We start from the raw sequence: 801 nt of genomic DNA, 5'->3' as shown, positions 1-801 counted from the left end.
GGGCGCCGGGATCACCTGGGGCTCGGACCCCGGGAGGGAGTGGGAGGAGACCGAACTGAAGGCGTCCAGACTGCTCGCGATAGCGTCGGGCGTGTACGAGGCGACCGGAAGGACCGCGTCATGAGGATCTGGGTCAACGGCGGACTGCTGACGGCCGAAGCCGCCCGGGTGTCCGTGTTCGATCACGGACTGACCGTGGGCGACGGAATCTTCGAGACGGTCAAGGCCGTCCAGGGCAGGCCCTTCGCCCTCACCCGCCATCTCGGCCGGCTGGCCCGCTCGGCCCGCGGCCTCGGGCTGGCGGAACCCGACCTGGACGAGATACGTCACGCCTGCACGGCCGTGCTGGACGCGAATCCCATGGAACTGGGACGGCTCAGGATCACCTACACCGGCGGACTCTCCCCGCTCGGCTCCGACCGCGGTGACGAGGGCCCGACCCTGGTCGTCGCGGTGGGCGCGACAAAACGCCGTCCCGACACCACCGCCGTCATCACCGTCCCCTGGACACGGAACGAACGCGGCGCGGTGACCGGGCTCAAGACCACCTCGTACGCCGAGAATGTCGTCGCGCTCGCCCGCGCGCACGAACAGGGCGCGGGTGATACCGGCGAGACAGCCGGAGGCGAGGGGCGGCGTGTGCAGTTCGCCGTCGAGTACGACGAAGACATTGGAGCCGGTGCCCTCGCAGAGCGCCCCGACGGTGTTGGCGAAGAGCGCCTCGGAGGCGCCCTGTTCGTGCGCGCGGGCGAGCGCGACGACATTCTCGGCGTACGAGGTGGTCTTGAGCCCGGTCACCGC

3 pseudogenes are annotated in these 801 nt (G+C 70.5%); 2 read left to right on the top strand and 1 reads right to left on the bottom strand.

What is annotated here, in order from left to right:
• Positions 1–124 (top strand): annotated as a pseudogene (locus tag BFF77_RS34970) (chorismate-binding protein); the annotation flags it as partial.
• A pseudogene (locus BFF77_RS31735) lies at positions 121–606 on the top strand (aminotransferase class IV); the annotation flags it as partial. The pseudogenes BFF77_RS34970 and BFF77_RS31735, both read left to right, overlap by 4 nt.
• Positions 607–642: 36 nt before the next feature.
• On the opposite strand, the pseudogene BFF77_RS34015 reads toward BFF77_RS31735, so the two are convergent.
• Positions 643–798 (bottom strand): annotated as a pseudogene (locus BFF77_RS34015) (aminotransferase class IV); the annotation flags it as partial.
• Between the last annotated feature and the right edge of the window lie 3 nt (positions 799–801).

It is taken from the genome of Streptomyces lushanensis (assembly GCF_001700515.1).
Classification (GTDB): domain Bacteria; phylum Actinomycetota; class Actinomycetes; order Streptomycetales; family Streptomycetaceae; genus Streptomyces; species Streptomyces lushanensis.
This window is presented reverse-complemented; position numbering and strand designations above follow the sequence as displayed.